This is a genomic window from Leucobacter sp. NPDC077196 (assembly GCF_040687075.1).
Classification (GTDB): Bacteria; Actinomycetota; Actinomycetes; order Actinomycetales; family Microbacteriaceae; genus Leucobacter.
The window spans coordinates 1-25,581 of record NZ_JBFBML010000013.1 but is presented as its reverse complement, the minus strand read 5'-3'; the positions used below and the strand labels follow the sequence as shown (position 1 = coordinate 25,581).

The 25,581-nt window shown below is 67.8% G+C and carries 21 protein-coding genes and 1 tRNA gene; 14 read left to right on the top strand and 8 right to left on the bottom strand.

What is annotated here, in order from left to right; genetic code table 11:
- Positions 1-35: 35 nt before the first annotated feature.
- The 3 genes from nucS to AB0O71_RS12055 all read right to left on the bottom strand — a co-directional run bounded on the left by nucS (position 36) and on the right by AB0O71_RS12055 (position 3,432).
- On the bottom strand, positions 36-728 hold the full coding sequence (nucS, locus tag AB0O71_RS12065) for an endonuclease NucS (RefSeq protein ID WP_090145545.1): 693 nt from the start codon (positions 726-728) through the stop codon (positions 36-38).
- 24 nt (positions 729-752) lie between these two features.
- Positions 753-2,012 (bottom strand): MFS transporter, encoded by a 1,260-nt coding sequence (locus tag AB0O71_RS12060; RefSeq protein WP_363745617.1) that lies wholly within the window; start codon positions 2,010-2,012, stop codon positions 753-755.
- A 79-nt stretch (positions 2,013-2,091) separates the two neighbouring features.
- On the bottom strand, positions 2,092-3,432 hold the full coding sequence (locus AB0O71_RS12055) for an MATE family efflux transporter (RefSeq protein WP_363745615.1): 1,341 nt from the start codon (positions 3,430-3,432) through the stop codon (positions 2,092-2,094).
- A gap of 113 nt (positions 3,433-3,545) precedes the next feature.
- Between AB0O71_RS12055 and AB0O71_RS12050 the strand changes: the two genes are divergently transcribed.
- Positions 3,546-5,522 (top strand): M13-type metalloendopeptidase, encoded by a 1,977-nt coding sequence (locus AB0O71_RS12050; protein ID WP_363745613.1) that lies wholly within the window; start codon positions 3,546-3,548, stop codon positions 5,520-5,522.
- On the opposite strand, the gene AB0O71_RS12045 is transcribed toward AB0O71_RS12050, so the two are convergent.
- Entirely contained in the window at positions 5,523-6,416 is an 894-nt protein-coding gene (locus AB0O71_RS12045) for a hypothetical protein (protein ID WP_363745611.1), read from the bottom strand.
- 234 nt (positions 6,417-6,650) lie between these two features.
- Between AB0O71_RS12045 and AB0O71_RS12040 the strand changes: the two genes are divergently transcribed.
- The 6 genes from AB0O71_RS12040 to AB0O71_RS12015 all read left to right on the top strand — a co-directional run bounded on the left by AB0O71_RS12040 (position 6,651) and on the right by AB0O71_RS12015 (position 12,418).
- A complete protein-coding gene (locus tag AB0O71_RS12040; RefSeq protein WP_363745609.1) occupies positions 6,651-7,421 on the top strand; it encodes a DUF1684 domain-containing protein in 771 nt (256 codons plus the stop codon).
- A 45-nt stretch (positions 7,422-7,466) separates the two neighbouring features.
- Positions 7,467-8,972 (top strand): ABC transporter substrate-binding protein, encoded by a 1,506-nt coding sequence (locus tag AB0O71_RS12035; protein WP_363745607.1) that lies wholly within the window; start codon positions 7,467-7,469, stop codon positions 8,970-8,972.
- A 95-nt stretch (positions 8,973-9,067) separates the two neighbouring features.
- Entirely contained in the window at positions 9,068-10,030 is a 963-nt protein-coding gene (locus tag AB0O71_RS12030) for an ABC transporter permease (protein ID WP_363745716.1), read from the top strand.
- Positions 10,027-10,848 carry an ABC transporter permease gene (locus tag AB0O71_RS12025; RefSeq protein ID WP_363745605.1) on the top strand — a complete coding sequence of 274 codons (822 nt, stop codon included), beginning with the start codon at positions 10,027-10,029 and terminating at the stop codon, positions 10,846-10,848. Before AB0O71_RS12030 ends, AB0O71_RS12025 begins: the two co-directional genes overlap by 4 nt.
- Entirely contained in the window at positions 10,845-11,663 is an 819-nt protein-coding gene (locus AB0O71_RS12020) for an ABC transporter ATP-binding protein (protein WP_363745603.1), read from the top strand. The genes AB0O71_RS12025 and AB0O71_RS12020 overlap by 4 nt, the downstream gene beginning before the upstream one ends.
- Entirely contained in the window at positions 11,660-12,418 is a 759-nt protein-coding gene (locus AB0O71_RS12015) for an ABC transporter ATP-binding protein (RefSeq protein ID WP_363745601.1), read from the top strand. The genes AB0O71_RS12020 and AB0O71_RS12015 overlap by 4 nt, the downstream gene beginning before the upstream one ends.
- 191 nt (positions 12,419-12,609) lie before the next feature.
- On the opposite strand, the gene AB0O71_RS12010 is transcribed toward AB0O71_RS12015, so the two are convergent.
- Positions 12,610-13,545, bottom strand: a complete 936-nt coding sequence (locus AB0O71_RS12010) for a rhodanese-related sulfurtransferase (protein ID WP_363745599.1) — start codon at positions 13,543-13,545, stop codon at positions 12,610-12,612.
- Positions 13,546-13,647: 102 nt separating this feature from the next.
- Between AB0O71_RS12010 and AB0O71_RS12005 the strand changes: the two genes are divergently transcribed.
- On the top strand, positions 13,648-14,523 hold the full coding sequence (locus tag AB0O71_RS12005; protein ID WP_363745597.1) for a MerR family transcriptional regulator: 876 nt from the start codon (positions 13,648-13,650) through the stop codon (positions 14,521-14,523).
- Here the strand turns inward: AB0O71_RS12005 and AB0O71_RS12000 are convergent.
- Positions 14,466-16,028 (bottom strand): carboxylesterase family protein, encoded by a 1,563-nt coding sequence (locus tag AB0O71_RS12000; RefSeq protein ID WP_363745595.1) that lies wholly within the window; start codon positions 16,026-16,028, stop codon positions 14,466-14,468. The genes AB0O71_RS12005 and AB0O71_RS12000 overlap by 58 nt on opposite strands.
- Positions 16,029-16,036: 8 nt before the next feature.
- Positions 16,037-16,840, bottom strand: coding sequence for a GntR family transcriptional regulator (locus tag AB0O71_RS11995; RefSeq protein ID WP_363745593.1), 804 nt, complete (start codon positions 16,838-16,840; stop codon positions 16,037-16,039).
- A 111-nt stretch (positions 16,841-16,951) separates the two neighbouring features.
- On the opposite strand from AB0O71_RS11995, the gene AB0O71_RS11990 reads away from it, so the two are divergent.
- From AB0O71_RS11990 to AB0O71_RS11970, 5 genes are all read left to right on the top strand, one after another.
- The gene (locus AB0O71_RS11990) at positions 16,952-17,521 is read left to right on the top strand and encodes a YbhB/YbcL family Raf kinase inhibitor-like protein (protein WP_363745591.1); all 570 of its coding nucleotides are present in this window, start codon (positions 16,952-16,954) and stop codon (positions 17,519-17,521) included.
- 162 nt (positions 17,522-17,683) lie between these two features.
- Entirely contained in the window at positions 17,684-18,691 is a 1,008-nt protein-coding gene (locus tag AB0O71_RS11985; RefSeq protein ID WP_363745589.1) for an ABC transporter substrate-binding protein, read from the top strand.
- 60 nt (positions 18,692-18,751) lie between these two features.
- On the top strand, positions 18,752-19,807 hold the full coding sequence (locus tag AB0O71_RS11980) for an ABC transporter permease (protein ID WP_363745587.1): 1,056 nt from the start codon (positions 18,752-18,754) through the stop codon (positions 19,805-19,807).
- Between the two features lie 4 nt (positions 19,808-19,811).
- Entirely contained in the window at positions 19,812-20,603 is a 792-nt protein-coding gene (locus AB0O71_RS11975) for an ABC transporter ATP-binding protein (RefSeq protein ID WP_363745585.1), read from the top strand.
- A gap of 101 nt (positions 20,604-20,704) precedes the next feature.
- On the top strand, positions 20,705-24,460 hold the full coding sequence (locus AB0O71_RS11970) for an aldehyde dehydrogenase family protein (protein WP_363745583.1): 3,756 nt from the start codon (positions 20,705-20,707) through the stop codon (positions 24,458-24,460).
- 4 nt (positions 24,461-24,464) lie between these two features.
- Here AB0O71_RS11970 and AB0O71_RS11965 read toward each other — a convergent pair whose 3' ends face one another.
- Positions 24,465-24,926: a GNAT family N-acetyltransferase gene (locus AB0O71_RS11965; RefSeq protein ID WP_363745581.1), complete on the bottom strand. Its 462-nt coding sequence runs from the start codon at positions 24,924-24,926 to the stop codon at positions 24,465-24,467.
- Between the two features lie 114 nt (positions 24,927-25,040).
- Between AB0O71_RS11965 and AB0O71_RS11960 the strand changes: the two genes are divergently transcribed.
- Positions 25,041-25,125, top strand: a tRNA-Tyr gene (locus AB0O71_RS11960).
- The last annotated feature ends 456 nt before the right edge of the window (positions 25,126-25,581 follow it).

Sequence of the window (25,581 nt, the reverse complement as noted above, 5' to 3'; positions counted from 1 at the left end):
TCGCAAGTCAAGACGCAACGGCGAACAGAGTCGCCTCAAAACAGGGTGTTCTGGTCTTCCATGCCGCGCATCGCGTCGTAGTCGAGGAGCAGGCACCGGATTCCGCGATCCTCTGCGAGCGTTCGCGCCTGCGGTTTGATCTCCTGCGCCGCGAAGACCCCGGTCACGGGAGCGAGCTTCGGGTCCCGATTCATGAGCTCGAGGTAGCGGGTGAGCTGTTCGACGCCGTCGATGCCGCCCCGTCGCTTGATCTCGATGGCGACTGATCCGCCGGCGGCGTCTTTCGCCAGGATGTCGACGGGGCCGATCGGGGTCATGTACTCGCGGCGCACGAGGGTGTGACCGGCGCCGGCGAGCTCGATCTGATCGGCGAGCAGCTCTTGCAGGTGCGCTTCGACGCCGTCCTTGATGAGGCCGGGATCGACACCAAGATCGTGCGCGCTGTCGTGGAAGATCTCGAAGATCGAGACGATCAGCTTGTCGGCGGTCTTCTTGTGGGTGACCTGCCAGGCCTCGACGATTCCAGCACTCGTCTGCGTCTCGTCGAGTTCGAGCTGCGCGTGCGAGCACGGCGGGCTCATCCAGTTCAGCGGCTTGTACGATCCGCCGTCCGAGTGCACGAGGATGCTACCGTCGTTTTTCAGCATGAGCACGCGCTTCGCTCGAGGCAGGTGCGCCGAGAGACGCCCTGCGTAGTCGACGGAGCAGTCTGCAACAACGATTCGCACCCGCAGGAGTTTACCTGGTCGGGCTCAGTGCGAGGATCCGAAATCCTGGCGGGGTTCGCGCGCCACTCGAGCCATGACGAAGACGAACACCGAGAACGCGACGAGCGGCCAGAACGCCTGCAGCAGACCGAGGTGCTCGCCGAGGAAGCCGATGCTCATCGGCCCGACGAGAAACGCGGTGTACGCGATCGCAGATACGGCGGCGACGTCTCTGGTCGCGGTTGCGGGATTGTCGGCCGCCGCCGAGATGCCGATCGGGAGCCCGAACGCGCATCCGACACCCCAGAGGACCGCACCGACGACCGACGCCCAAGCGACAGGAACGACGATGACGAGGATGAGTCCGACGATCACGAGGATCGCGCCCGTGCGGAGTACGCGCACGCGCCCGAAGCGGGTCAGCAGCCAAGAACCCGCGACGCGCACCAGTGTCATCGAGACGAAGAAGACGCCCAGGGTGAGAGCGGCCGAATCGTTCGCGAACCCGCGACCGTCGGCGAGTGCGAGGGGCAACCAGTCGCTTGCGGTGCCCTCGGCGAGCGCCATCGACATGGCGATGAGACCGATCAGCAGGATGCGCGGCTGGCGCCAAGGCGAGTACTTGGGCCCAGGCTTCGGCATACCGGCCGATGTGATGGGCAGCGGGATCGGTCCGGTGTGCACGTTCGGAAGTCCCTCGGAATCGGCCTCCGTGTCACTCGCGTTGCCCTGGGGAAGATTCGGCAGCGCGAAGACCGCAATGATCAAGATCAGCAGATACGTGCCGCCGAGGTGCACCGGAACGATGATGCCCGAGGATTCGGCGAATGCCGAGACACCCATCGCGCTGACGCTGCCCAGGCTGTACGCGGCGTGCAGCAGTGGCATGCGCGGCTTGCCGAGTGCGCGCTCAGCGCCGGCACCGCTCACGTTCATCGCGACATCCGAAGTGCCGAACGTGAGCCCGTAGATCACCAGGCAGATGATCGCCGGCACGGTGGCGTCGATCCAGAACAGGGTCGCCGCCGCTGGAAGCATGAGGGTCTGCCCAGCGATCCCGACGGCCAGTGTGCGGCGGGGTCCCAGCCACGACACGGTGCGACCCGAGAAGACGAGCCCGGTGAGTGAACCGAGTGCGAGCGAGAGACCGAGCCAACTCATCTCGAGCGTGCTGGCGCCGAGATGGTCGCGGAGGGCCGGGATGCGCCCGAGCCAGCTGCCGAACCCGAAGCCGAGCAGCGCGAAGATGACCAGCACGCCGTACGTCCAGCGCACCGCGAAACGATTGTCGAACGAACGAGACAAGCTGCTCCTGTGCGAGGTGAGGGGGCGTGAAAGCTCAGGCTATCAACCCGAGGGGCGTCGAGCCGAGGTGCTCAACGCCTCACATGCCGAGCCGCACCCACCTGTCGCCTCTGGCGCGTATCCCGAGCGTCATCGCGCGCGCCGCCATGAACACGACCGTGAAACCGGCTGTGAGCGCGATGAGTCCGCTGGTCCCCGCCGGCACGAGCACGGTCAGCGCCCACAGCACGGGTACGTATGCGGCGAGGTTCACGAGACTGGTCCAGGCGAGATAGCGGGCATCCCCGGCTCCCATGAGCACGCCGTCGAGCACGAAGACGAATCCAGCGAGCGGCAGTGAGATGCCGAGCACCAGAATCGCGGCGGGAAGAATCGACAGCACTGCTGCGTCATCGGTGAACACCCGACCGACCCCGGGGCTTGCGAGAGCGAGTGCCCCGCCGAAGACGACTCCGCATCCGATGCCCCAGAAGATGCTGCGCCGGAGGATCAATCGTACGCGTGCGGCATCACCGGATCCCAGCGCGTCGCCCACGAGTGCCTGCGCCGCGATCGCCAGTGCGTCGAGGGCGAACGCGGCGGTCGTGAAGATGGTGAAGACGACTTGGTAGCCGGCCGTCGCGGCCGTTCCGTGGCTCGTCGCAGCGAAGACGGTCGCGAGCAGCGCGGCGCGCAGACCCACGGTGCGAACGAAGAGCCACCCCCCGCTCTGCCCCGCACGTCTCATCCCCTCGCGTCGCGGGAGGAGACGGGCGCCCGCGCGCCGCGCGTGGCGCACGACCACGATCAGATAGACCGCGACCATCCCCCACTGCGCCGCGACGGTGCCCCACGCGCTTCCCGCGATGCCGAGGTTCAGGCCGTAGATGAACCACCAGTTCAGCAGCGCGTTCATGGCGAACCCGACGGTCGCCACGGCGAGCGGCGTCCGGGTGTCCTGCAGGCCGCGCAGCAATCCGCTCGCGGCGAAGACCACGAGCATGGCCGGGATGCCGAGACAGGACACCGCGAGGTAGGCGAGCGCGTGCCGCGTCGTCTCCTCCGATGCGCCGAACGCGGCGACGAGCGGGCCGCTCGCGAGCCAGAGCGCCGCTCCTACCGCGACACCGATACCGCAGGCGAGCCACAGCCCGTCGACACCCACCTGCACCGCACCTCGCACATCGCCCGCGCCACGCGTGCGGGCAACGAGCGGGGTGGTGGCGTAGGCGAGAAAGATCATGAGTCCGACGGCCGTCTGGAGAACGGCGCTCGCGACTGCGAGGCCCGCGAGTGGGCCAGCGCCGAGATGGCCGACCATCGCCGAATCGACGATGAGGAACAGCGGCTCGGCGATCAGCGCGCCCAACGCCGGAATCGCGAGACGCGCGATGCTCCGATCGATGCTGCGGCGGTCAGCCCGGGTGCCACCTGAGGTCATGCCACAACGGTAGCGCCGACCTCCGACGCTGACGTCGACTGCGATCGGAAGCGATCCGATCGCGTCTGGCGAACCCCCGCGGCGTTGTCCGTCGCCACCAGTAGGGTGGTCGCATGAGCAACGCAGCGTCCGTTTCCGGCATCGATATCTCCGAACTCGACCCTGCGGTCCGCCCGCAAGACGACCTCTATCGACACGTGAACGGCAAATGGATCGATCGCACAGAGATTCCGTCCGATAAAGCGCGGTACGGCTCGTTCGCGGTGCTCGCCGAGAACGCGGAGGAGGCCGTTCGCGACATCATCACCGGCACGGAGCCGCCCGCAGCCGGTGCCGGTGCGGCGACGGAGGCCGACAAGGTCGCGGCGCTCTACGCGAGCTTCATGGATGTGGAGCGCGCTGACGCGCAGGGTGCGGAGCCCATCGCAGCAGACATCTCACGCGTGCGAGCGATCGACTCCATCGACGAGCTGCTCGCCGTCGTCGCGCAGTTCGAGCGCCAGGGGCTCGGCGGGTTCTACGGCATGTACATCGATAACGACCCGGGCGATCCCGCTCGGTACATCGTCTTCGTCATGCAGGGCGGCTTGGGCCTGCCAGACGAGTCGTACTATCGCGAGGAGCAGTTCGCGCCGGTTCGCGAGCAGTATCAGGCGCACATCGCGCGCATGCTGGATCTCGCCGGTGTGGGCGATGCGGATCGCCTCGCCGGTCTCGCCTACGACCTCGAGCGCCGCATCGCCGCGACCCACTGGGACAAGGTGGCGAGCCGCGACATCCAGAAGCTCTACAACCTGCGCACGTTCGCCGAGTTGCAGGAGTTGACGCCGAAGCTCGATTGGAAGGCGTACCTCGCAGCGATGGGCGCGCCCGAGTCCGCCTTCGCCGAGGTCGTCGCCGCGCAGCCCGACGCGATCACCGGTCTCGCCGACCTGCTCGTCGACTCCGAGCTCGACGCCTGGCGGGCGTGGTTGGTCTGGAGCGTCGTGCGCTCGTCGGCCGCGCTGCTCTCGCAAGAGATCTCCCGCGCCAATTTCGACTTCTACGGCACCGCGCTCACGGGTGCTCCGCAGCAGCGGGAGCGCTGGCGTCGCGGGGTCTCCTTCGTCGAAGGCGCCATGGGCGAGGCCGTCGGCCGCCTGTACGTCGAGGGGCACTTCGACGAGCGCGCCAAGGCGGCCATGGACGGCCTGGTCGAGCACCTCATCGAGGCGTACCGCGACTCCATCGAGCAGCTCACATGGATGAGCCCCGAGACGCGCACGCGTGCCCTCGAGAAGCTCGACCGATTCACCCCGAAGATCGGCTACCCGACGAAATGGCGCGATTACTCCGCGCTCTCGGTCGATGCCGGTGATCTCGTCGGCAACTCACGTCGAGTGTCGGAGGTCGAGTTCGCCCGCGAGATCGGCAAAGTGGGCAAGCCCATCGATCGCGACGAGTGGTTCATGACGCCTCAGACCGTCAATGCGTACTACAACCCCGGCTTCAACGAGATCGTATTTCCCGCCGCCATTCTGCAGCCCCCGTTCTTCGACGTGAGCTGGGACGCCGCCGCGAACTTCGGGGCGATCGGCGCGGTCATCGGACATGAGATCGGGCACGGTTTTGACGATCAGGGCTCCCGCTACGACGGCGACGGGCGACTGACCGACTGGTGGACCGAGGACGATCGAGCTGCCTTCGAGAAGCTCACCGGTGCGCTGATCGGTCAGTACAACGCACTGTCGCCCGAGGGCGCGGACGGGCAGACGGTGAACGGCGAGCTCACGATCGGCGAGAACATCGGCGACCTCTCGGGCCTCGAGATCGCCTGGAAGGCCTATCTCAGGTCGCTCGAGGGCGTCGAGCCCCCGGTCATCGAGGGTCTCACCGGCGCCCAGCGATTCTTCCTGGCGTGGGCGCAGGCGTGGCAGCAGAAGTCTCGGCCCGAGGAGACCGTGCGTCTGCTGACGATCGACCCGCATTCACCGAACGAGTTCCGCTGCAATCAGATCGTGCGCAATCTCGAAGCCTTCCACGCAGCGTTCGAGACGCACGAGGGCGACGGGTTGTGGCTCGACCCGGCCGAGCGCGTCTCCATCTGGTAGTCAGCGCTCGCGCGGCAACGACGTGATGTCGTACGTCTCGGCGCTCGAGCTGACGGCGGCCTCGTGGGGCAGCGGTGCTGCGTAGCGCGGCGCCGCAGTGGTCGTCTCGGCATCGGTACCTGCATTCGCGGCCAACGGCCCCGGCGTGACCTCGAGATCGCCGGGCAGCGTGAGCGGTGGCGGGCCGAACGCCTGGCGAGCGGCCCGGGTGACGCGCCGCGCCAGCAGGTGGTTACCGGTGCCGCCGACGACCGCTCCGATGCCGAAGGGCAGCGCCTTGCCGATCACTGAGGCGCCGCCTACGCCGGCGAGCCGATGCATGAACGAGGTCTTCAGACGATCGAGCAACGGCCCCATCGCGTAGCGAGGAATCGCCGAGGTGAGCATCTTGCCCCAGTAGTCGCGCCGGGTGCCCCCGCCGCCGACCGCCTGCATGGTCACCTGGCGCACGAGCTCGGCGCCTTCGTTGCCGAGCATGAGCGCGAGCACCAAGGCGCGGGTGCGCTCGCGATCGGTCATGGTGATGCCGTGCACTTCGGCAACCGAGTGCGCGAACAGGGCGGTTGCTTCAACGAAACCGAGCGTTTCAGCACCCGCGAGGCCCAGGGCGATCCCCGTGCCGACCGAGGGGATCACCGCGGCGGCTCCAACGCCGGCTCCGCCGGCCGTGACGGTGGCGATGTAGCGCGTTTCGAGCACGTGAATCATCTGCTCGGGTGTCGCGTGCGGATACTTCTTGCGAATGCGCCGCAGATGGGCGAGCACCGGCGGGCGCTGCACAGCGAGCAGTCGGTCGAGCGAGCGTTCGACGACGGGGCGCGGTTCGCCAGTCGCGCTCGTGCGCGGCTGGGTGATGCGCGTAATCAGGCGTTCGCGCCGTGAAGGACTGGTCATGCGGGAATCGTAGAGCACCACCCTGCGCGACCGACGCATGCGCACGCCAGCAGCGAACGGGGTTGGCATCCCGTGCTCCCCGGGGCAGGAATACGGTCGCCCTCTGTGTCGTTCGAATGCATGAGCGTTCGCGCGCTCCGTTCGAATGCGAAATACTTGCAGATTGTGAATGCGTCGCATTTGCGGAGCTTCATTTCCCAGCATGAGACCGCCGAGCTCAGAAAGAGAGACACCATGAACGCAGCCTCGCAGCCCGCCGCGGTTCCGACGCCTGAGTCGGCGCACGAGGCTTGGCGCGCCGGCCGGCGTGCATCGGTGACCTCCGCTACGGGCAATCTGAGTCTGGTCGAAACGCGCTGGTTCCTCGGCGACGTAGACAGCGAAGCGGCCGCCCGCCTCGTCGTGGCCGAACGCGAATCCGCGCCCGAGGGCGTCACCGTCACTTCGGTCGAGCGGAAGAACATCGCGAGCGGACGTGCAGAGCACGGTCTGCGGGTCTGGGATGCGAACGCTCCGGCGATCCGCGCCTTTGCAGAGATCGAGACCTTTCCATTCGACCCGAGTTGGATCATCGAGGCCGAGTTCACCCCGGTGTCATCAGATCGCACCGTACCGTTCGAGCACATCCGAGACGCAGGCGGCAGTCGCGATCTCGTCGTACCCGGCGACATCACGTTCGAGCGCGACGGGCAGCGGTTCACCCTCGCAGCGTTCGACGACGCCGGGCAACTGCTCCTCGTCTTCGGCGATCCGACCAATCGGCGGAGCGACGAGACGGCCACTTACGGCTCCGGCCGATTCCTGTTCGTCGAGCGCGACGCCGCGGAGTTCGGCGAAGCGGGGCACGTGCGCCTCGACTTCAACCGCGCCTTCGTGCCGCCGTGCGGCTTCTCCGCTCAGTACAACTGCCCGATGCCTCCAGCGCAGAACCGCCTGCCCTGGCCGGTGCACGCTGGTGAACGCCTGCCCAGGTTCACGGGCGGTTTCGACATCTACACCGTCTGACTCGGGTTTCGCCCGATCCTCATTTTCATCACGAGAAGGAACATCATGCCCTCCCTCAAGAAATCAGCGCTCACCGCGATCGGTGCGCTCGCCGTCACTGCGCTGGCGCTCACGGCGTGCGCGTCCAACGGCGGCGCGTCCGCCGGCGGCGAGGACGCCACCATCCGCATCGGTTCGCTGTACGAGCCCGTCAATCTCAGCAACACCGCGGGCGGCGGTCAGGGCGTGACCGAGGCGCTCACCGGCAATGTGTACGAGGCGCTCTACCGTCTGAACGACGACGGCACCACCGAGCCGTTGCTCGCCACGGGCCACGAGGTCAGTGACGACGGCCTGACCTACACGTTCACGCTGCGCGATGATGTGACGTTCCACTCGGGCCAAGCGCTCACCTCTGCTGATGTGAAATCGAGCGTCGAGCGGGTCACTGCGCCCGATTCGCAGTCGGCGCGCAAGTCGAGCATGGAGGTCGTCTCCGATATCGCGACGCCCGATGACCAGACGGTCGTCTTCACGCTGACCGAGCGCTCGATCTCGTTCCCCTACCTGCTCACGTACATCTGGATCGTGAATTCGGAGGCGACCGACCTCGAGAACTCCGAGGACGGCACGGGCCCGTACACGCTCGGCGAGTGGAAGCGCGGCAGCACTCTGACGCTTGAGCGCTGGGACGACTACTGGGGCGAGGCAGCGAAGAACGCTGAGGTTGTCTACAACTACTTCACCGACTCGACCGCGGAAGACACGGCGCTGCAGAGCGGGCGCATCGACCTCATCACGAGCGTGCAGAACCCGGACTCGCTGCCGCAGTTCGAGGACTCCGGCAAGTTCACCATCACCGATGGGCAGTCGACGACGAAGGAACTGCTCGCCTTCAATGATCGGGTGGCCCCGTTCGACGACGTCAAGGTTCGGCAAGCCGTGTACTCGGCGATCGATCGCGAGAAGCTGCTGGGCGCGATCTGGGGCGAGTACGGAACCGTGATCGGTTCGATGGTGCCCCCGACCGACCCGTGGTACGAAGACCTGAACGATCTCAACGCCTACGACCCCGAGCGCACGAAGACGCTGCTCGAGGAGGCGGGTCTCGGCGACGGATTCGAATTCACGCTCGACACCCCGAGCTACGACCCGCACCCCGCCGTCGCCGAGTTCTTGCAGTCGGAGCTGAAGCAGGTCGGCGTGACCGTCAACATCAATACGATCAGCGCTGACGAGTGGTATACGAAGGTGTTCCAGGAGCACGATTTCGAGGCGACGCTGCAGGAGCACGTGAACGATCGCGATGTGGTCTGGTACGGCAACCCCGACTTCTACTGGGGCTACGACAATCCGCAGGTTGCCCAGTGGATCTCCGAGGCCGAGCAGGCGGAGACCGAAGCCGAGCAGACGGAACTGCTGAAGCAGGCGAACCGTCAGATCGCCGGCGATGCCGCAAGCGCGTGGCTGTACCTCTATCCGCAGATCGTGGTCGCTGCAGACAATGTGACCGGGTACCCGGTGAACGGACTGAACTCGCAGTTCTTCGCCTATAACATCGTCAAGGAGTAGTGGCGTCGGTGCCGGGCCTTCGAGCCCGGCACGTCGCGCACGCATCACCGACGGCTGGCATCGCGAGCGACCGTCGCATTATCAGGGGAGGGCCGATGCTCGGGTACGTGCTTCGCCGCGGCCTGCTGCTCATCGCGTCGTTCGCCATTGCGATGGTGCTGATCTTCGTGCTGCTGCGTCTGCTCCCGGGCGATCCGGCCAACGCGCTGCTCTCCGTGAACGCGACGCCTGAGCAGATAGCAGCGGCGCGGGCCGAGGTGGGGTCCGATCGACCGCTTCTCGTGCAGTTCGGCAATTGGGTGGCGCAGATGCTCCGATTCGATCTCGGCGAGTCGCTGATCACCGGCGCTTCAGTGGGCGACGAGATCGCTGCGCGTCTGGTCGTCACCATTCCGCTCACGGTCTTCGCCTTCCTCCTCGCGGTCGTCGGATCCCTGCTCGGCGGCGTCACCGCGGCCGTGCGGGCGGATCGCTGGTACGGCGTGCTGCTCTCGGGTGTGGCTCAGCTCGGCATCGCCGTACCGGTCTTCTGGGTCGGCATCATCCTCGTGTGGGTATTCGGCTTGCTCCTCGGGTGGTTCCCGACCGGCGGCTTCCCCATCGACGACTGGAGTGATCCGGCGGGCGCGATCTCGTCGCTCGCCCTTCCCGCGATCGCCATCGCCTGCGTGATGGGCGCATCCCTGACTCGCTATGTGCGCTCCGCCACGATCGACGTGCTCGGCAGCGACTATCTGCGCACGGCTCGCGCGCACGGTTCCGGCTTCGGCGAGGCGCTGTGGCGTCACGGCCTGCGCAACGGCGCGGTTCCGGTCATCTCGGTGCTCGGGATCGAACTCGCCTCGACCCTGCTGGGCGCCGTGGTCGTGGAGAGCGTCTTCGCACTCCCCGGCCTGGGCAGCTATCTCGTCGACGGCATTGCGCGCCACGATTTCTCGGCGATCCAAGGGGTGCTCGTGGTGACCACCCTGCTGGTGCTGCTCGTCGGGTTCGCCGCAGATGTGGCGCAGCGCGTGGTCGATCCGCGTCTCAGACGAACCGTGGGGGTGGGGGCATGAGCGCCCGACGCAGCACGACGCTCATCACGGGCCTCGTACTCGTCGGAGTGGTCGTGCTCATGGCGCTGGTGTCCCTGGTCTGGCTGCCGCACTCGCTCGACGACACCTCGGGCGGCCGTCTCTCCGCTCCGAGCCCCGAGCACCTGCTCGGCACCGACAAGCTCGGCCGCGACCTGCTCAGCCAGCTGATGGTCGGCGCACGCATCGCCCTCATGGTCGGAGCCGGGTCGGTCGCCATCGCCGCGGTGCTCGGCATCGCCATCGGCCTGATCGCAGCGCTCGCGGCGCCGTGGCTCGACGATGCGATTTCGGCGTTCATCGACGTCGCCATCGCGTTCCCGGTGCTGCTGACGGCGATGCTCATCGTGGCGCTGCAGCCGCCTTCGCTCGGGTCGGCGATCCTCGCGATCGGCCTCGCAATGTCGGCGATCGTCGCGCGCGTGTCGCGCATCCTCGCCAAGCGCGCCGTCGGCTCGCAGTATGTCATCGCTGCGCGAACCAGCGGCACCCGCACCCTCGGCATCGTGCGCCGTCACCTGCTGCCCAACATGGCTCCGACCCTCGCCGTCACACTCGCACTGCAGTTCGGCGCAGCCGTGCTCGCGGAGGCGAGCCTGTCGTACCTCGGCCTCGGCGCGCCGCCGCCCAATGCATCCTGGGGACGGCTGCTGCAGGAGGCGCAGGGCACCGTGCTCACCGCACCAATCGCAGCGATCGCCCCGGGTATTGCGCTCGTCGTGCTGGTGCTCGGCGTGAACTTCGTCGCAGATGGTCTGCGCGATGCCGCCGACCCGACCCGGCGGGGGAGGACCGCATGACCGAGGCACTGCTGCGCGTGAGCGCATTGTCCGTTCGCTCGGGTGAGACCGCGCTCGTGAACGGCATCGACGTCGAGATCGGGGCCGGTGAGCGCATCGGGCTCATCGGCGAATCCGGATCGGGCAAGTCGCTCACTTCGCTGGCCATCACCGCTCTCCTCCCCGACGGCCTCCGCGCGTCTGGCTCGGTGCGACTCACCGGTGTCGAGACTGTTGGCGCAGACGAGCAGACCCTCCGGCCGCTTCGCGGACCGATCGCGGGCATCGTCTTCCAGGAGCCGCTCACCGCACTCGACCCGCTCATGCGCGTCGGCAAGCAGATCGCCGAGCCGATCCGACGTCATCTCGGGCTGCGCGGCGACGAACTCGCACGCGCCGTGGCCGACGCGCTGGCGGAGGTGCGGCTCGACGAGGCGCGACTCGCACGCGCCTATCCGCACGAGCTCTCCGGTGGTCAGCGGCAACGCGTGGCGATCGCGATCGCGCTGGCTGCGCGCCCCCGCCTGCTCATCGCCGACGAGCCGACCACCGCACTCGATGTCACCGTGCAGTCCGAGGTGCTCGATCTGATCGACCGGCTCGTGACCGAGCGTCACATGGGGCTGCTGTTCGTGAGCCACGATCTCGCCGTGGTCTCGCGCATGACTGACCGGGTGCTCGTGCTGCAGCACGGCGACGTCGTCGAGGAAGGCCCCGTGCGCGACATTCTTCGCGCGCCGCAGCACCCGTACACGGCCCAGCTCGTGGCGCACGCCCGTGTGCTCGACGCGGCACTCGACGGCTCGCACCCGAGCGGAACGGGGAACGCGCGATGACGGTACTCGAGGCCAGAGGCGTCGACTTCTCGTACGGGAAGCGGCCGATCCTCACCGGTGTCGACCTCGCTGTGAGGGCCGGGCAGTCCGTCGGAATCGTCGGAGAATCGGGAGCGGGCAAGTCGACGCTGCTGTCGCTCCTGCTCGGGCTGGCGTCGCCGCAGCGCGGCGAGATCCGGTACGACGGTGCTCCGCTGCAGCTGCGGGATCGCGCGCTGATGCGCGATTTCCGCAGCGGCGTGCAGGCGGTCTTTCAAGATCCCTACTCTTCGCTCGACCCCAGGCAGCGAGTCGATCGCATCGTCGCCGAGCCCCTCGAATCGCTCGGCCTGGCCCAGGGGTCGCAGGCCCGTGAACGAGTGCGCGAGGCACTGGAGTCGGTCGGATTGCCCGCCGATGCTGCCCAGCGCTACCCGCACGAGTTCTCCGGTGGGCAGCGGCAGCGGATCGCCATCGCTCGCGCGACGGTCGTGCGCCCGCGGGTACTCGTCGCCGATGAGCCGGTCAGCGCGCTCGACGTGAGTACGCGCACCCAGGTGATCGAGCTCATCAACCGGCTGCGGGCGGAGCACGGGCTGGCACTCGTCATGGTCTCGCACGACCTGGGCGCCGTGGCCGCGACGTGCGAGCGCACCGTCGTGCTCGAGGGGGGACGGGTGGTCGAGGCCGGCCCGACCGGCAACCTGCTCGCGGCGCCGCGGGAGGCGTATACGCAGCGCCTGATCTCGGCGATCCCGCGCCTCCCGACATCCTGACCGCTCCGCCACGGTCCACCGCTCCCTCAACCCCCCTCCCCTCACCATTCACTCGAGCGGGGTCACTGTTGGTGCGTGTCGCGCGTGCAACACGCACCAACAGTGACCCCGCTCCGAGAAGTAGGAGTAGGAGTAGGAGTAGGAGGGGGAGAGGGGAGGGAAGGGGACGGGGAGAAGAGCAGCGAGGTGCGTTACGCCGCGGCGTGCTCAGCGCACGGGGAGCCAGTGTGCGCGTCGCACACCACGAAGCGGTGCTTGCACGACGGGTCGGAGCAGTTGGTCACGGTGTTCGACGGGGCAGCGCATACGCGACATCTGCCGATCACCGCCGCGTCGGGCGCGAAATCGAGCGCTTCGCGTCCGTCGAACACGGCGAGCGATCCCTCCCACAGTCCGTCGTTGCCGAAGGCCTCGCCGTATTTCACGATGCCGCCGTCGATCTGATACACCTCGCCGAATCCGCGATCCCGCATCGCCGCCGACAGAATCTCGCAGCGGATGCCGCCCGTGCAGTAGGTGACGACGGGTCGACTCTTGAGCGCGTCGAAGTCGCCGGCGTCGATCTGCGCGATGAAGTCGTGGGTCGTACGTGTATCGGGCACGACTGCGCCGCGGAAGCGACCGATCTCGGCCTCCCAGGCGTTGCGTCCGTCGAAGAAGACCACGTCCTCGCCGCGTTCGGCCACGAGGTCGTTCACCTCCTGCGGTGAGAGGTGCGCGCCGCCGCCCACCATGCCGTCACTGTCGACGCGCGTTTCGTCGGGGATGCCGAACGCCACGAGTTCGTCGCGCACCTTCACGGCGAGCTTCGGAAAGTCGGTGATGCGCCGCCAGCGCGGTCCTCGCTCGACGCCGTGTAGGCGCTCCTCGGGTGCGTCCTCGAGTGCAGTGCCCTCGCTCCATTTCGGTTCAAGCGTCGCGAACGGCGCGTATTCGCGGGTGCGCCGCAGGTACTGTTTGCACGCGTCGAGCTCCCCGCCCACGGTGCCGTTGATGCCGTGAGGCGAGATGATGATGCGTCCGCGCAAACCGAGCGATTCGCAGAGCTGCCGCTGCCACAGGCGCACGGATTCAGGGTCGGCGACGGGGGCGAAGACGTAGTACAGCAGAATCTTGGGCTCGCTCACCCGTCAATGGTACGCGGCAGATGCGTCGCGATCGCCACCCGGTCGCCGCTTGACCTTGACGTTGCGTCAACGCATATCGTGGCACGTGAAACGGAGGGCACCATGACGTCGACAACCGCTCGGGCGCTGCACAGCGTGCAGGCCGTGGCTCGTGCTGCGAGCACGACTTCGCGCACCCTGCGGCACTACGACCGCATCGGTCTCTTGCCGCCGACGCACGTCGGCACAAACGGATACCGCTACTACGATGACCGGGCGCTCGTGCGCCTGCAGCGCATCCTGCTGCTGCGCGAACTCGGTCTGGGCCTCGATGCCATCGCGCAGGTGCTCGCGGCGCAAGACGGGCCCAGTGAGCGGGCCGTGCAGGATCGCGACGACCCGACCGGCGAAGCCGAGATTCTGCGGGCGCACCTCGCGATCCTCCACCGGGAGCGCGAGCGTGTCACCCGTCAGATCGGTGCTGTGGAGCGCACGATCGCCGCCCTCCCGGGCACCACCGACACCGCACAGGAAGGAGCACTGATGTCTGAGAACATCTTCGATGGATTCGACCACGCACAGCACCGCGAGGAGGTGGAGCAGCGCTGGGGATCAGGTGCATATGCAAACGGTGACCGCTGGTGGCGCGGGCTCGACTCGGATGCTCGCACCGCATGGCAGCAGCGCAGCGCCGAACTCGCTGCAGCGTGGTCGTCAGCCGCTGCACGCGAACTGGATCCGAAGGGAGCCGAGGGGCAGGGCCTCGCTGCCCAGCACGTGGCGTGGTTGCGAGGGATACCCGGCACACCGGCTGCCGACCCCGAGGGCGACCTCGCGGGATACGTGCGCGGGCTCGGCGAGTTGTACGTCACCGACGGCCGCTTCGCCGCAAACTACGGTGGAGCGGCGGGAGCGAAGTTCGTGCGGGATGCACTACGGCACTACGTCTCACTCGTCGAATGCTCAGATGATTCGAGCAGCGCCTCGGCCGACGCGTAGGCGCCGCGCTGCTCCCGTACGGGTACATCGAATACGCGCGTCGGTCCGGTCCCGTCGTGATCAGCATTCCACCCGGGATCGCCGTCGCACGCGAAACGCGCGAGGGCGCCGTGAACGGCATCCGCCAGCGCCTGCGGGGGAGCCGAACCGGCGACGTGCTCGACCCCGTGGGCATCGAGACGGTCGAAGACGAACGGCACGTCGCTGCAGTGCCCGGCGAAGTGCGGGACGCCGGCTTCGGAGACCGGCGCATGGAAGGAGAAGCGGGAGCTCCAGGTGGCGCCGGCTTCTGCTGATGCACCGCGGGCGCGGGCGATGCGGGGCACCCACGCGCGGAATACGGCGTCTGTGGCGTAGCGGCCGACGAGCGCGACACTGCTCGTGGTCGCCCGGGCCTCGGGAGTCGCGAGCCACCGATCGGCTGCATCCGCAGACGCTCCGAGCGCGCGCAGCACGGCACGTCGCGGGGCACGGTCGAGTATGGGGCGCGGCGTGAACATACCCATGAGCTCGTCATCCGTGGTGCTCAGCGCCAGGGGCACGTGGGCGTTGGTTCCATGCGCGGCTGCTTGCACCGTGGCGAACGGAACGATGTCACCGTCGACGAGCGGGCCGATCATCAGCCCGTCGCGGAGCATGCCGTGCACATCGCGGAGGATGCGGGGTGCCGCGGGCGCCGTGATCTTGCGCTGCAATTCGAGGATCCGGGCTTCCGACAGCGTCGAGATGCCCGCGAGATTCGGTGACACCCCTGCCAGTCGAGCGAGGTGCCTGGTGCGCGCGGCGGCGGCCTCGGGAGAGGGAGCGGCGACCGCAGCCGACATCGCGTATCCCGCGCGGAAGAGGCCCTGCGCTGACGGCACACCGAGCAGCGTGAGCACCGCGCCGCCCCCGGCGGATTGCCCGGCGACGGTCACGCGATCCGGATCGCCCCCGAACGCCGTGATGTTCTGCTGCACCCACTCGAGCGCCCGCACCCAATCGAGCACCCCGCGGTTGGCGGGAGCCCCCTCGACCCGGCCGAACCCGATGAACCCCAGCCGGTACGAGATGGTGACGAGCACCACGCCGTCCCGGGCGAACGCCCGCCCGTCGTACCAGGGGCTGGCCGGGGAACCCGAGATGAAGCCACCGCCGTGAATCCAGACGACGACCGGGAGCTTCGACGCTGGGCCGGGGGAGGGGGACCACACGTTCACGTTCAGGGTGTCGTCCCCGGGTACCGAATGCTCCGGGATCAGCGTGATGCCCGTGTCGCCGCGTTGAGGCGTGGGGCCGAAGGCCGTTGCCTCGCGAACGCCCTCCCAGGTCTCGACGCGCTCCGGAGCAGCAAACCTGAGGGTGCCGATCGGCGCCGCGGCATAGGGGATGCCGCGAAACACGGCGGCGCTCGGGCTGTCTGCCGAATCGGGATCGACGGGCTCCCATGATCCCTGAACGGCCCCGTCGGCCGTGCGCACGACGGGGCCGTTCGGTGCGCTGCTGCGATCGGGGCCGGTGGGCACGGGAACGGTCAGAGCCGTGACTGGGCTTCTGCCCGCGCGAGCACGTGGTCCTGCGCCATCTGCGCTTCATTGATGCGCTGCTGCTGCTCGGGCGTGCGGGCGAGCGGCGGGATCACCTCGTGCTGATCGTTCACGATCACGACATCGTGGTCGACGTGGTTCACCATCGCGTGGACGGCGTCGATGAAGTCCTGGCGTCGAATCGCGTCGAGCACGCGTGCGTGATCGCGCTCCATCTCTGCTCCCGTCGCGACATTCGCCAGGCGTCCGCGATGCTCCGGGGTACGCAGGCGGTCGTTGATGCCTGCGTACAACGCGGCGAGCAAACGGTTCTTCGCGGCGTCGAACACGAGGCGGTGGAAGCGGCTGTCGAAAGCGGTGTCGACGTCGCCGGCGAACCCGAGTACCGGGCAACGCGTGCAGCCGACCTCCTCGATCGCGGCCTGCTCGAGCGCGGCGATGTCTTCGTCGGTGCGGTGCAGGGCGGCCTGCTGCGCGGCCTCGATCTCGAGCGCACGGCGGTAGCTGAGGATCTCCTCGAGCGTGAAGTCGGTCAGAAACTCGTTGAGCAGCGTGCTCGTCGGCGCTGCGGAGCGCACGAAGGTGCCGCGACCGGGCAGCGTTTCGAGCATGCCGATGCTGGCGAGCGAGCGCACCGCTTCACGCACGGTCGAGCGGCCAACGCCCGTCTGCTCGGCGAGCTCGGGCTCGATGGGAATTCGGCCGCCCACGGGCCACTCGCCCGTGGTGATCTTGCGCCGCAGGTAGGCGAGCGTCGCGCGTGCTCGATCTGACCCTGTGGTCGTTGCCATGATCACTCCGATTCGTCGGGCGCCGTGTGCGCCGATGCCGAGAATTCAGTATAACCAGCGCATCTGCGGGCGATCGACCGTAGTCTGGAGGTCAGAACACGAGGGGGTGCCATGACGAATCAACAGCCGGGCCACGGCGACATCGACCCGTATGCGCGCATGCGTGCGGTGCCGAGTTTTGCGCTGATGAGTACCGACATCCAAGACGGCGAACCGCTCCCGGCAGAGCAGTACGGCGAGGCAGCGGGAGGATCGAATCGTTCGCCGCAGTTGAGCTGGTCCGGGTTCCCCGCTGCCACGAAGAGCTTCGCCGTCACCTGTTTCGATCCCGACGCGCCGACAGGATCCGGCTTCTGGCACTGGGCTGTCGCGAACCTTCCGGCGACGACGCGTGAGCTGCCGGCGGGCGCTGGCGCGCTCGCCGGGACGCCGGGCAGTGAACTCCTCCCGGCGGAAGCAGTGACCATGCCGAACGAGCGACGCCAACGCGCATTCACCGGGGCTGCACCGCCGCAGGGCACAGGCGTGCACCACTACTGGTTCGTCGTGCACGCGCTCGACGTCGAACACCTCGAAATCGATCCAGAACTCACGCCCGCGGTGATGGGCTTCATGATGCGCGAGTCGACGCTGGCCCGTGCCGTCATCGTGGCTACCGGCGAGTACGGCCAGGCGGACTGATCGACGCGTGCAACACAACGGCTCGATCACGAAGGCGCGCCCGGTTTGCCTTCCCGGGGGTATCGCGGTCTACGATGCTTGAAGCGGCGGGGGTTCTCGCCGACTCGCTCAGTTCGCCGAAGCACTGACCCGGCGACGTCCCTCACGAAGGATTCGATACCCATGCGACAGACCTCGTTCCGCCGCCGCGCTCTCACCATCGCCGGCGTCACCGCTGCGGCAGCACTCACGCTCAGCGCCTGCTCTTCGCCGGACACGTCCGGCGAAAACGGCTCGGCGGAGACCTTCAACATCGGCATCAGCCAGTTCGTGCAGCACCCGGCGCTCGACTCGGCGACCGAGGGGTTCAAGCAGGCGTTCATCGATGCGGGGTACGTCGAGGGCGAAACGGTCAACTTCGATGAGCAGAACGCGAACGCCGAGCAGGCAACCGCGGTCACCATCGCCCAGGGCTTCGCCACGTCGGACAACGATCTGGTGCTGGCCGTCGCCACCCCGGCCGCGCAGGCTGCCGCCCAGGCCATCACCGACAAGCCGATCCTCTTCACTGCGGTGACCGACGCAGTGTCGGCCGAACTCGTCGATTCGGATGAGGCGCCCGGAGGCAACGTGACCGGCACGAGCGACCTGGCCCCGCTCGACGAGCAGCTGAAGATGCTGCAGGAGATCGTTCCCGACGCGCAGAAGGTCGGCATCGTCTACGCCTCGGGCGAGGTGAACTCGGAGGTGCAGGTGAAGGCCGCCGAGGAGGCCGCGAGCGATCTCGATCTCGAAATCGTCACGAAGACCGTCACCACGGCGAACGACATCGCTCAGGCGACCGAAGCTCTGGGCGACGTCGACGCGATCTACGTGCCGACGGACAACCTCGTGGTCTCGGGCATCGCTTCGCTCGTGCAGGTCGCCGAGGAGAAGCAGATTCCGGTCATCGGCGCTGAAGCCGGCACCGTCGAGGGCGGCGCGGTCGCGACGCTCGGCATCGACTACACCGATCTGGGTCACCAGACTGGCGAGATGGCCATCAAGATTCTCGAAGATGGCGCCGATCCCGCAGAGCTGCCGGTCGAGGTCTCGAAGAGCTTCACCTACGTGGTCAACCCCGGTGCCGCAGAGCGCATGGGCGTCGAGATTCCAAAGGATATTCTCGATCAGGCGGAGACCGTCGAGTAAGTCGGGCCGTCAGCCCTCTCGGCTCCCCGAACCACACGACACGAACAGGATGACCATCGCATGATCGGCGCGCTCGAACTCGGCCTCATCTACGGGGTGATGGCGCTGGGCGTCTACCTGACGTTCCGGGTGCTCAATTTCCCGGACCTGACGGTCGACGGCAGTTTCACCACGGGTGCCGCGGTCGCAGCCGCGCTGATCACGAACGGTCACAACCCCGTCCTCGCCACCCTCGCCGGTGGCGGGGCGGGGCTCGTCGCGGGCATCATCACCGGCCTGCTGCACACGAAGGGCCGCATCGACGGACTCCTCTCGGGAATCCTCACAATGATCGCGCTCTGGTCGATCAACCTGCGGATCATGGGCACCGCGAAAGAGGGCACCGCGGTCGCGGCCAACCTCCCGCTGCTGCGCGCCGACACCGTATTCACACCGCTTCGCGAGGCCGATCTCGTCGGCACCTGGGGCGGCGTCGCCATCATTCTGATCGCCGTACTGCTGCTCAAGGTCGTGGTCGACTGGTTCCTCTCGACCAACCTCGGCCTCGCCATTCAGGCGACCGGCGACAACGGTCCGATGATCCGCAGCTTCGGCGTGAACACCGACCGCACGACGATTCTCACCCTCGCGATCTCGAACGGATTCGTGGGACTCTGCGGAGCGCTCGTGGCGCAGTACCAAGGGTTCGCCGACATCAGCATGGGCGTCGGGCTGATCCTCGTCGGCCTCGCCTCCGTGATTCTCGGTCAGGCGATCTTCGGACAGCGCTTCATCTGGCTCGCGAGCCTCGCCGTGGTGCTCGGAGCCGTCATCTACCGCCTCATCATCTTTTTCGCGCTGCGCGCCGGTCTCGACCCGAACGACATGAAGCTCATCACGGCGCTGCTCGTGATCGCGGCGCTCCTGCTTCCCCGGTGGGGATTCCTGCGGAAGCTACCGATGCTGCGTCGCAAGGACGGGCGCGTGGTGCTCGAGGAGGTCACGGCGCCGGCTTCTGCCGATGCCTCCTCGACCGGCGCCGCGCCTGTCGGCGTCACGACGGCAGGCGTTGGCGCCGATCCTGCATCGCCGACTGCCAGCTCGTCGCCGGAATCCGACACCCAGGCCGGAAGGTAGCCGCATGCTCACCATCGACCGCATTGAGAAGACCTTCTTCCCAGGCACCGTCAATGAACGACGCGCCTTGGGTGGCCTCAGCCTGCGCCTCGACGCCGGTGATTTCGTCACCGTCATCGGATCGAACGGAGCGGGCAAGTCCACGCTGTTGAACGCGATCTCCGGCCGGTACAGCGTCGACTCCGGCAGCATCGAGATCGACGGTCAGCGCGTCAACAAGCTGCGCGAGTACCAGCGGGCCAAGTACATCGGCCGCGTGTTTCAGGATCCGATGGCAGGCACCGCGCCCGACCTCACGATCGAGCAGAACCTCGCGCTCGCGGAGCGCCGGGGCAAGAGCCGAGGCCTCGGGCTCGCGCTCAGCCGATCACTCCGCGATCGCTTTCGCGAGGAGCTCACCGCACTCGAACTCGGGCTCGAGCACCGCCTCACCGCGAAGGTCGGTCTGCTCTCCGGCGGTCAGCGCCAGGCGCTGTCTCTGCTCATGGCCGGGTTCACCCGACCCAGCATTCTGCTGCTCGACGAGCACACGGCGGCACTCGACCCGCAGCGCGCAGCGCTCGTCACCGAACTGACCGATCGGATCGTCGCCCAGGGCGCGCTGACCACGTTGATGGTGACGCACAACATGGAGCAGGCATTGCGGCTCGGCAACCGTCTCATCATGATGCACGAGGGCGACATCGTGTTCGAAGCGTCGGCAGACGAGAAGCGACAGCTCACCGTGCCGCGACTGCTCGAGGAGTTCGCGAAGATCAAGGGCGCCCAGCTCGACGATCGGGCGCTGCTCGCGTAAGACACCCTCGGACCCGGGCCTGTTCGATCCAGGGGGCGGGGAGATTCGGGCTTCGGCGCGCGCTCCCGACAAACGCGCGCGACCCTCATACAGTGGGGTCTATGGCAGCTGAACCCATCACCCCGGTGTCGGTGTGGGACGCCGTGTCCGAACGATCCGCAGCGCTGGTGCAGACCTGGATCGAGGCGGTGCGCAGCCGGGCGAACGATGATTCACTGGAGCCGCGCGGATCGGCGCATCTGCTCGAGGGGCTGCGCCGAGACCCCGAGAGCTTCGAGTTCACCCGGAGACTGCTCGAACTCGTCGCCGGCACGGAGGACGCGTTCGCCTCGGCCATCGGGCTCCACGCGATGTCGCAGGAGGTTCCCGACTCCATGCCTGCACGCGATCGATTCGCAGTGCGCGCGGGCGGGGCCGCATCGCTCGGTCTCCCGTGGGCGGTCATGCCCGTTGCTCGCCGATGGCTTCGGGATCGCGTCTCCGGTCTCGTACTCGCAACGAGACTTCCGGGCACGTCGAGCGGCCCCGTTCCCGCGGGATGGTTCAGTTCCGCAGCCGGCTCGGCCCTGGGCGACGCGCACCGTCGCTACACCGAGGCCGGCCTGAAAGCTGTCACTCAGCCGCTCGGCTTCGGAGTCCACGGGCCTGCCGGTGCCGAGCGCGAAACGGAGCGGCTCGTCGCCATGGCCGCGCATCCGACCGTGACGCATCTCGTGGTCGACCCGCAGCGCATCGCTCCGGGCGGAACGGACTGGTCGTTCGACGACGACGTGGCTCGAGCGGCGGCTGCGCTCGAGCCGGTGCTGCGCGCCTCGGCTCAGCACGGCACGACGATTCATCTCTCCGCCCGGAGCGTGCGCTGGGCGCGGATGCTGCCCGACATCGCGGTGCGAGCGCTGGTCGATCCCGCACTGGATCGGGCGCGTATCGGCATACAGCTTCTCGCCGAGCTCCCCGAGTCCCGCGAGTACTACGGCCGTTTGAGCCGCTGGGCGCAACGGCGCGTCGCCGAGGGCGGCGCGCCGGCCGAGGTCGTCATCGGCGTGGGCGGCGTAGCGGGCACTGAGCGGATCGCGTCGATCAACTCGGGGCTCCCCGTACCGGTGCTGGAAGACCGCACTGATGTGGTTGCACAGCTGCTCCGGCTCATGGAGCTCGCGCTGCACCCGGGTCGCGCAGCCGTGCTGCGACCCGTGCTCGCCACTGAAGACGTCTTCGTGCTCGCGTCGGCGGTCGCGCTGGCCGAGCATCTCGGTTCGCTCGACCTGAGTGCGGTCCAGTTGCGCAGCGGCACCGCGCCCGGGCTCGCGACGGTGCTGCGCCAGACCGCGACCGACGTGCGCGTCGCGATTCCTGTCGTCGCACCGAAGGAGTTCGGTGGTGCCGTCGACCTGCTCGTCGGCATCGCGGCTGAAGCTGCCGATCCCGATTCGGGCATCTCGCGGCTCGAAGCGCTCATCGCTCAGCCCGCCGAGCCCGAAGACGAGTCATCGCAGGAACAGGCGCTCGCCCACGCGTTGACGGAGTACGGAACCGCACTCGTGCGCGCTTCCGAGCCGGCGCCGAGTTCGCACCGCACGCAGAATCGCGCCCGCGAATGGGACCCATCCGAACGCGACAGCGCGCTCTTCTATCGTGCCCCCGACGAACCCGCTCGATTCGAAACCGGCGGCCTCACCGCGGCCGTGCTAGGTCTGACGCGGGGTTCGACGGGAGAATTCACCCTCGAAGCCGTTGCCCCGCCGCGCGCCATTCCCGCGGTATCCGAATCGGGCTTCGCCAATGAACCGGGCACCGACGCGACGGTCGCCGTCAATCGGGAATGGGCACGCGACCTCCTCGGGGATGCCCGCGCCCGAGTGACCGACCACGATGCCGCAAACGACACGATTGCATTGTCTGCTGCCGACCGAGACCCTGCGTACGTGGCCGATGAGGCCCGGTCGCGAGCCGAGGCGTGGTCGGCTCAGTCGACCCGCACGCGCGCCTCGCGACTGCGGCGAGCCGCGCTGGCGATGGTGGCGGCGCGCGATCGGTTGATCCAGCTGCTCGCCGCTGACACCGGTGCCCCCATTGCAGAACTCGATGCTGAAGTGGACGACCTGGTGGATGCGGCGCGGTACAGCGGCCAGCTCGCGGAGGCTCTCGGAGCAGTGCGAGGAGCGACGTTCGTTCCCGAGCGTCTGGTGCTCGTCGTCGCGGATGCACCGACCCCCCTCGCCGCGCAGGCGGAGGCAGTGTTCGCCGCGCTCGCCGCGGGCAGCGGGGTGCTGTGGGCCGTTCCCCAGCGGCTGCACGCGTCGGCGGCCGCGGTGATCGAGGAGTGCGAGGTCGGAGGGCTCACGCCGGGCGTCGTTCGGCTCGAAGCGACGGTCGTGGGCCGAACCGTTGCAGCGCTCGCGGCGCACCGTGGAATCGACCGCGCGGTTGTGATCGGATCGCGTGCCGATGCGATCGAGCTCGCCCACCGTCGGCCCGACTTGAGGGTCGAAGGGCGCTTTCGGGCGCGCGGGTTTGTGCTCGTCACCCCCACTGCCGACCTCGATCAAGCCATCGCCGATGTGGTCGAATCGGCGTTCGGGCGCTCCGCTGGCAGCATTCGCGCGGCCCGCGGAGTGATCCTCCTCGGAAGTGTGGCGCGCTCCCGGCGGTTCCGCGAGGGGCTCGCGGACGCGGTGCGAGCGCTTCGGTCCGGAGACAGCGTGCGCGCGGGCGACGCGGCGGGGATGGGCGTGCAGGTCGGGCCTCTGCACGACGCGCCAGACGAAGCAGAACGACGCGCGCTCACCGAGCTCGCACGCGGTGAAGAGTGGCTCGTGCAACCAAGGCCGCTCGACGCAGATGGCCGCGTGTGGAGTCCGGGAGTGCGATCCGGGGTGTCGGCGAACGCCGCCTTCTGGGACGATGCGCGCACTGTGCCAGTAATCGGCATCACGACCGCGCACTCGCTCACGGACGCCCTGGTCGTGCACAATGGCGCGGGATCGGGCGGCGTCGCGGCCATCCACTCGAACGACGGCGACGAGATCGCGACGTGGTTGGACGGCATCGAGGCCGCAGCGGTCTCGGTGAACCTGGCGACAACGCATGCGCGCACGGAGCGGCAACCCGGGGGCGGATGGAACGATGCGGGCATGGGTCTTTCAGGGCTCGCTGGCGGCCCGAACCGCTTGATCGCTCTCGGCTCGTGGCGTCTCCGTGAGGGAAGCCGAAGCGAAACGCTGCATCTCCGCGGCCTCGAGTCGGAGGTGCGTGTGCTCATCGAGAGCCTGCAGCCGGTGCTTCCGTATCACGCGTTCGACGAGCTGAGGCGTGCCGCGCTCGCAGATGCGTTCACCTGGCGCACTTCGTTCGGGATCGATCGCGACACCATCGGTCTCGGCATCGAGCGCAACCTCGTGAGGCACCGGCCGGTTGCGGCGCACGTTCGATTGGCGGAGGGAGGCGCGGTGGTTTCGCTCGCGCGAGTGGTCGCCGCGGCGCTGGTCGTGCAAGCTCCCATCACCGTGTCGACCGGTGAAGTGCTTCCCGTCGAACTCACTGACTTCTTGGAACAGCGCGACATCGAGGTGTCACTCGAGCGCGATGACGACTGGGTTGAACGGCTCGCCGTGTCGGGTCCTGTGGCGGCCGACGGCACCCGTGCGTTGCGGGTGCGACTCATCGATGGCGATCGGGTGCGGGCTGCCGAATGGTTGGGGCAGCAGGATCGCGTTGCCATCTGGGCGGAGCCGGTGACCATGGCCGGGCCCGTCGAGCTGCTCTCCCTCGTGCGGGAGCAGGCCATCTCGGCGCGAGCGCACCGACACGGGCTCGCCGTGACGGTGCCGGGCCTGGACGACCTGATCGACCCCTAATCCGTCAACGCAGCTGCATCGGCGTGTGGGGAATGCCGTCTTCGAGGTACTCATCGCCGGCGCGCGAGAAGCCGAAGCGCGAATACCATTCGACGAGGTGCGACTGCGCATGGAGCACGATCCTCCGCTCACCGCACTGTTCGATGGCGGCTTCGAGCAACACCCCAGCGACTCCGCGACCGCGCCAGGCCGGAGCTGTCACGACTCGTCCGATGCTGCGGACCCCTGACTCCGAGGCGCCCTCATCGAGGATGCGAACCGTAGCCGCAATGGACCCCGAGGAGTCTTCGGCCCAGATCTGCACGGAGCCTTCGTCAAGATCGCGGCCATCGAGGTCGAGATACACGCAGTTCTGCTCGACGACGAACACGGTCTGGCGCAGCGCGGCGAGGTGGTAGAGCGTCACAGGAGCCATGTCGGCGACGTGGGCGGAGTGCAGCACCAGTTCTTCAGGGAGAGCAGTCATGCACCGATACTGCCACGACGTGCCGGCGTGGCCGCGATGATCGGTGTGCCTCCGATTTCCGTTCCCGCAGTTCAGCCGCTAGGGTAGATTCCTGGTTGCGTTCGCGCGACCGACGGCGGGTTACCCGAGCGGCCAAAGGGGGCTGACTGTAAATCAGCTGGCAACGCCTACGGGGGTTCGAATCCCTCACCCGCCACCAGTACCGAAGGCCCCGGCCTCGTTGAGAAATCGATGAGGCCGGGGCCTTTCGCATTTCCCCTTCCGAACGGCCGTGCCCTCGGGAAAGCGGAGTGCCGCGCTGCTGAGGGAAGACACGCCCGGGATGTGGACGCTAGTTGCCCCACGGCCAGGATCGCCGTAATGTATTCCCTTGTCAGCGAAACGGAAAACGGCGCGAAAGCGGCCGAGATTCGAATCGGACATCGGCTCTCTCGAGATCACCGAGAGCAAGACTTGCGAAAGTCTGGCTCGGGCGTGTAAAGTGAGAGACTCGATCTCACCGCAAGGTGGACGCCCCAAGGGCGGTCCAGCTGGAGCGCGTATTGCTCCCAGCGGTTGATGACAGGTTGCCGTTCGGAGCTTCCCTTGGTTGGGTGTGACGGGTGGTGTCTGGTCTTTGAGAACTCAATAGTGTGCACTTAAATTGTCATATGCC